Source organism: Stenotrophomonas sp. P5_B8 (assembly GCF_054049855.1).
This window is the reverse complement of the sequence record NZ_JBFULO010000235.1, coordinates 1-5717: the sequence shown is the minus strand read 5'-3', so window position 1 is coordinate 5717 and position 5717 is coordinate 1. Positions and strand designations below refer to the sequence as shown.

General features: G+C 65.2%; 8 protein-coding genes. 1 reads left to right on the top strand and 7 read right to left on the bottom strand.

Annotated features, from left to right (window positions below):
* Positions 1–127: 127 nt before the first annotated feature.
* The 7 genes from ACXJKH_RS13125 to ACXJKH_RS13095 all read right to left on the bottom strand — a co-directional run bounded on the left by ACXJKH_RS13125 (position 128) and on the right by ACXJKH_RS13095 (position 4714).
* Positions 128–553 (bottom strand): hypothetical protein, encoded by a 426-nt coding sequence (locus ACXJKH_RS13125; protein ID WP_256774576.1) that lies wholly within the window; start codon positions 551–553, stop codon positions 128–130.
* Positions 554–645: 92 nt separating this feature from the next.
* On the bottom strand, positions 646–1239 hold the full coding sequence (locus ACXJKH_RS13120) for a hypothetical protein (RefSeq protein ID WP_457319876.1): 594 nt from the start codon (positions 1237–1239) through the stop codon (positions 646–648).
* Between the two features lie 38 nt (positions 1240–1277).
* Positions 1278–2162, bottom strand: coding sequence for a GIN domain-containing protein (locus ACXJKH_RS13115; protein WP_457319874.1), 885 nt, complete (start codon positions 2160–2162; stop codon positions 1278–1280).
* A gap of 35 nt (positions 2163–2197) precedes the next feature.
* Positions 2198–3226, bottom strand: coding sequence for an ABC-2 transporter permease (locus ACXJKH_RS13110; protein ID WP_457319872.1), 1029 nt, complete (start codon positions 3224–3226; stop codon positions 2198–2200).
* Positions 3223–4098 carry an ABC transporter ATP-binding protein gene (locus ACXJKH_RS13105; protein WP_256774572.1) on the bottom strand — a complete coding sequence of 292 codons (876 nt, stop codon included), beginning with the start codon at positions 4096–4098 and terminating at the stop codon, positions 3223–3225. Before ACXJKH_RS13105 ends, ACXJKH_RS13110 begins: the two co-directional genes overlap by 4 nt.
* On the bottom strand, positions 4095–4457 hold the full coding sequence (locus tag ACXJKH_RS13100; protein ID WP_019185943.1) for a GntR family transcriptional regulator: 363 nt from the start codon (positions 4455–4457) through the stop codon (positions 4095–4097). Before ACXJKH_RS13100 ends, ACXJKH_RS13105 begins: the two co-directional genes overlap by 4 nt.
* Before the next feature lie 2 nt (positions 4458–4459).
* Entirely contained in the window at positions 4460–4714 is a 255-nt protein-coding gene (locus ACXJKH_RS13095) for a hypothetical protein (protein ID WP_457319869.1), read from the bottom strand.
* A 475-nt stretch (positions 4715–5189) separates the two neighbouring features.
* Between ACXJKH_RS13095 and ACXJKH_RS13090 the strand changes: the two genes are divergently transcribed.
* Positions 5190–5717 (top strand): glutathione peroxidase (locus ACXJKH_RS13090; RefSeq protein WP_457319867.1); only part of this gene is annotated, 528 nt, incomplete at its 3' end.

Here is a 5717-nt window from a genome sequence, read left to right as displayed (position 1 = left end):
CCCATGCCCTTGGAGGCGAAATAAAGGGGGAGGGGGCGGCCGCAGGCCGACGCCGGAGGACATTCGCCGGAAAGGGTATGGGGGCCCAGCGCCCGACCCGCCGACCCCCGCGCCGATCCGCCAATCGTCAGTGCCGATCGGCCTGCAGGTTGTCGAACGTCTCGGTGTAATCCTTGAACTCCGGAATCCGCTTCACCAGGTCCGGCGGAATCGGCTGCATCCCGTCGGGGACCTGGATCTTGACCGAACGCTTGGCCGGGTCCGGCGGGGCGTCGGTGAGCGTGTTCTGACGCAGCACCTGCAACTGGCCGAACATGCCCTGCAACAGCGCCTGCTGGCTGGCGTCGAGCGGAATCTCGATCTCGTCGATCTTCATGTGCCCGTTGGGCAGCACGATGATGTTCGGGGCCGGCGCGCGACGCACCGTCAGCATGCCGTCGCTGACCGTGATCTTCGGCTTGCTGCGCTCGGCGCGGTGGTTGCGGTATTCCTGATCGCAGCCGGTGGCGGCCAGACAGAACAGGGCGAACAGCAGCAGGCACAGCTTTTTCATGGCAGGCAGCGCACAGCAAAAAGGGGAGGACTAGTGTAGTCCTCCCCCGTGCGTGTAGACCCGGCTGCGACCGAACGTCGCAGCCCCGGCGCTTACTTGCCGCAGTCGTCGATGTCGCTCTGGTCCATCGTGGCATAGGGCTTGAAGGCCGGCAGCGCGGCCGCGAGTGCCTGCTGCTTGTTCATCATTTCCGGCAGCAGCGTGCACAGCTGCTTGGCCTTTTCCTCGATCTTGCTGGTTTCGGCATTCACGCGTTCCTCGATGCCGTTGGTATCCCCGGAGAAAATGCCCTTGAGCGCCTCGCCGGCCGCCTTCACGCCAAGGTTGGCGCCGGCCACGCCGATGTCCATGCCGGCGCCGGCAATCGCCTCGACCTGCTTGCGGYAATCCAGCAGCAGCGCGCGCTGGTTGGCGGTGGTGGGAACCGTCTTGCCATTGATCAGCAGCTCGCCCTGCGGGGTGATCTCGGCCTTGTCGGACTGATCGTTGGAAATCTTGATGTTGCCTTGGGCCATTTCCTTGCGCGCCTTGTCGGTGGCGTCCTGCACGGTCTTGCCCACCGTGGTGTCGGCGGTGGCCGAGGCGGTCTTGGTGGTGGCCGGAGTGGCCTTGCCGGCATCCTGGTTGCCGCAGGCAGCCAGCGGCAGGCACAGCAGCAGGGCGGGCAGCAGCAGTCGGGTCGTCATGCGCGCATTCCTTGGGATGAAGTAAGGGGAAGTCACAGTCACTTGCCGCGGGGCAGCTGCACGCGGCCGCCGACGCCGCTGTGGCGCACGTCGCCACTGCCGCTGTGCGACACGGTGAGGTCGCCGGCAACGTCGCGCACGGTGACATCGCCCGAACCATGGCGTTCGACCGCGACATTGCCGCCGACGCCGCGCAGGTCCACATCGCCCGAACCCACGTTGCCGATGCTTACGTTGCCCTTGACCTGGCGCAGGTCGGCATCGCCGGAGCCGATGGTGCCCAGTTCGACGTTGCCCTGCACGGTGTCCATTTCAAGGTCACCCGAACCGATGGTGCCGACCTTCGCATTGCCGCGCACGTTGCGTGCCTTGAAATCGCCCGAACCCACCGACAGCACGTTGAGCGCACCGGCGCCATCGAGGATCACATCACCCGAGCCGATCGCGGCGGTGACCAGGCCCTTGATGTCCTGCAGCTTGATGTCGCCCGAGCCGACATCGGCGCTGAGCGAATGGGCACCAATGACGCTGGCATCGCCGGAGCCGACCTTCAACTGCACCAGCAGGGTGTCCGGCACGCTGCCGCGCAGGTCCAGGTAGGCATAGCTGTTGCCGCTCAACGTGAAGCCGGGCCCGACCTCGCGCTTGAGCCGCACGATCAGCTTGCCGTCCACCTTCTGCTGGGTCACGGTCAGCTCGCGCAGCCAATCGGCGTTGGAGGCACACGCACGACCGGCGAGCTGGGCCGGCCCCGGCCCGGCGGTAAGCACCAGGTCGTGCTGGTTGACCTCGAATACCACCGCCTTCGCGCCGGCCAGGTCGAGCTTGAGGTCGCGCGGTTCGTTGAACTTGCACTGCGGCTCGGCAGCGAAGGCAGACAGCGGCAGCAACAACAGGGAAGCGACAGCGAGGGTGCGGATCATGTGAGACTCCAGGAGGATGTCGGAACGAACGTCGGTCAGATTTCGCCGGCGCGGCGACGCAGGCGGATGGCGAGGATGATGAACACCACGCCGACCGCAGCACCGATCCAGATGTCGGGCAGGCTCAGGGCGGCCAGCTGGTTGGACGGGGCCAGCGCGGCGACCAGGTTGTCGCGATCACCGATCACCGCGCGCAGCTGGTCGGCGCGGTAGAACACATCGCTGCCCGGCAGGGTGCCCAGCAGCAGGCGACCGACGATGTTCTTCCAGAACCAGCCGCTGGTGCTGTCGAACGCACTCATCAGGTGGGTGGTGCTGACGATGATGCCGGCAAACAGCGGCAGCATGACCGCCCACAGGAACGGCTTGGTCTTGGCCCAGGCCGAGCACAGCAGCAGCCAGCCCACGCTCGGCAGCGCCCACAGCAGGTACACCGGAATCCAGGACAGGTGGCCGGCGACGATGCTCAACGGACTGGCCGGGCCCCAGATCAGGGTCATCGGGTCGCCGCCATGGGTGAGCACAACCACACTGATGATCAGCAGGAAACCGAACATGGTCAGGATCGAGGCGATCACCGCGATCAACGGCGCCACCAGCAGTGCGCTCAGCGCCTTGGACAGCACGGTCTGGGTGTCCGACAGCGGCAGCGACTTCCAGAACAGGATGCTGCGGTCGCGGCGGTCGTCATACAGCGCGCCCAGGCAGTAGAAGAACACCACAAAGGCCAGCACGATGAATGGCCACAGCGAACTGAGGATGAGCGTCAGGTCCAGCCCGTTGGCCAGGTTGTGCAGGTCCTCGGCATCGAGCTTCTGGGTCAGCAGGCCGAGGTCGAGGCCGTTGATGTTGACGTTTTCATTGTCGATCACGATGCCGCCGCCCTTGGCCGCGCGGTTCATGGCCAGCAGACCGAACAGGATGCCGACAAGACTCATCACCAGCGAAATGGCACCGGCAATCAACGGCGCGTACAGGAACCCGCCGCGGTTCTCCCAGTATTCGCGCTTGAGCATCCACTTGAAGGTACTGGCCTTGCTGATGGGATGGTGGACGGTGTTCATGCGTAGGTTCCCTTCATGATGGCCACGAACAGGTCCGCCAGCCCCGGGCTGCGGATCTCGCCCAGGGGCGTGAGCTGGGCGCGTGGCACCCCGTCGAACAACAGCACGGTCTTGCCGAACGGCAGGGCGCGCTCATCGATCGGCTGCAACGCGCGCGCCGCCTCCAGTGCATCGGCCGACACCAGCACTTCGCTGTAGCGGTCGCCGATGTCTTCCATGTCGGTGGTCAGCACGATGCGACCGTCGCGGATGAACATGACATCGGTGAGGATGTGCTCGATCTCTTCCACCTGGTGGGTGGTGACGATGATGGTCTTCTGCTCGTCGAAGTAATCTTCCAGCAGGCGCTGGTAGAACTCCTTGCGGTACAGGATGTCCAGGCCGAGGGTGGGCTCGTCGAGTACCAGCACCTTGGCGTCGATGGCCATCACCAGTGCCAGGTGCAGCTGCACGATCATGCCCTTGGACAGTTCACGCACGCGCTGCCTGGGCTGCAGCTTGGTCGAGGCCAGGAAGCGTTCGCAACGGGCACGGTCGAAGCGCGGATGCACGCCGGCGACGAAATCGATCGCCTCGCGCACCTTCATCCAGCGCGGCAGCACCGCCACGTCGGCGATGAAGCACACATCGTTCATCAGTGCGTTGCGCTGCACGGCCGGGTCCAGCCCGAGCACCTGCAGCTCGCCTTCCACCGTGGTCAAGCCAAGCAGCGCCTTGAGCAGGGTGGTCTTGCCGGCGCCGTTGGGGCCGATCAGGCCGGTGATCCGGCCCGGGGCGATGGTGAAGCTGGTGTTGTCCAGCGCCACGGTCTGTTTATAGGCCTTGCGCAGGCCGCGGGCGGAGATGACGACATCACTTGCAACAGCATTCATGAGGATTTCCCCTGGGGCAGCAATTCGTCGAGGTTCAGGCCCAGGCGTTGGATGCGCTCCAGCACCAGCGGCCATTCTTCATTGAGGAACCGGTCGCGCTCGCTGCTGCGCAGCTGCGTGGCCGCTTCTTCGGTCATGAACATACCCAGCCCGCGGCGCTTCTCGACCAGGCCTTCGTCAGCCAGTTCCTGGTAAGCGCGCGATACGGTGATGGGGTTGAGCTGGTACTCGGCGGCAACCTGCCGGACCGAGGGCAGGGCGTCGCCAGGCTTGATGATGCCGTCAAGCATCATGGCGATCACGCGTTCCTTCAGCTGACGGTAGATCGGAGCGCCATCGCTCCATTGGATATCGCTCATGGTCAGCTCCGTGGGTTCAGCGACTGTGCGAATGAGAAGTAAGGCATGGACAGGGAGCTGTGCAGCCGGCGGGGAGGCGTAGGGGCGCCGTTGGCGGTCCCTGCCTCGATGACACCTGCGTCCTGCGGGCTTTCAAACGCACCGGAGGCGGCGGTCGTGCCGACCTCGCTGGGAGGGGCACCCAGCCAGCCGAGCAGCAGCAGCGCGGAGGCGGCGGTGACGGCTTTGGCGGACTGGTGGCGGCGCATGCGATTCATGGGCTTCCCCTGCATCAGGTGACTGGTGTTGTATGCAACTATAACACCGGCACGCCGGAGCGCAACAGGTTGTGGTCCCCAACTGATGGCAGGGGTGTGACAACGCCGGGTGCGTCCACTCAAGTTGTTGATTGGAAAAGGATTCAAAGGGGTGTCTGTGGTGGGGAGGGGTGCGTCTTCATTCAGCCAGGTCAATGGTAGGTCAGCCCATGTGGCTATTCAGGTGAACGCCGGAGAGACCGGGGAGGCGCCGAGTAACGCCGCCAAAGTCGGCAAGGTCGTCAATTGCTCCTGTCGAAACCATCACTTTTACTCATAGGCGGCCCCGCCACGGCGCTGTCGCGCGGCGTGGCGCGCAAGCTCGCCCAGGCGCAAAAGTGCCGGTGATATAGTGGGAAACGGCCCATTGACGGCATTCTGCTCCGCCGTGTCAGGCACGTTTTCCCCTCGTCCGCCCTTTTCGTGGAGTGTTGCAATGCGCCAGACCCGTTCCGTGCCATCCCCGCGCCGCGCCAGCCTTGGTCGCGCCCGCCGCTGGGGCGCAACGCTGCTGCTGGGCGGGCTGCTGGCCACTGCCGGCGCCCACGCCGCCGACCTGTTGGACCTGAGCTATCGGCCGCTGGCAGGCAAGGCCGACGTCAACCTGCAGAAGCAGTACGGTGGCAAGGTGCTGCTGGTGGTCAATACGGCCAGCAAGTGCGGTTTCACCCCGCAGTACGAGGGCCTCGAGGCGCTGCAGCAGAAGTATGCGGCGCGCGGTTTCTCGGTGCTGGGCTTCCCGTCCAACGACTTCAAGGGGCAGGAGCCGGGTAGCGAGGCGCAGATCCAGGAATTCTGCACGCTGACCTACGGGGTCAAGTTCCCGATGTTCCAGAAGGTGCAGGTCACCGGGCCGGACGCTACGCCGCTGTACCAGCGCCTGGCCGCCGCTACCGGCGTCGAGCCGGGCTGGAATATCCACAAATATCTGGTGTCGCGCGATGGTCGGGTAGTCGGGCAGTTC

Coding starts and splice junctions, on each gene's coding strand:
- ACXJKH_RS13125 (WP_256774576.1), bottom strand. CDS start 553: ATGAAAAAGCTGTGCCTGCTGCTGTTCGCCCTGTTCTGTCTGGCCGCC.
- ACXJKH_RS13115 (WP_457319874.1), bottom strand. CDS start 2,162: ATGATCCGCACCCTCGCTGTCGCTTCCCTGTTGTTGCTGCCGCTGTCT.
- ACXJKH_RS13110 (WP_457319872.1), bottom strand. CDS start 3,226: ATGAACACCGTCCACCATCCCATCAGCAAGGCCAGTACCTTCAAGTGG.
- ACXJKH_RS13105 (WP_256774572.1), bottom strand. CDS start 4,098: ATGAATGCTGTTGCAAGTGATGTCGTCATCTCCGCCCGCGGCCTGCGC.
- ACXJKH_RS13100 (WP_019185943.1), bottom strand. CDS start 4,457: ATGAGCGATATCCAATGGAGCGATGGCGCTCCGATCTACCGTCAGCTG.
- ACXJKH_RS13095 (WP_457319869.1), bottom strand. CDS start 4,714: ATGAATCGCATGCGCCGCCACCAGTCCGCCAAAGCCGTCACCGCCGCC.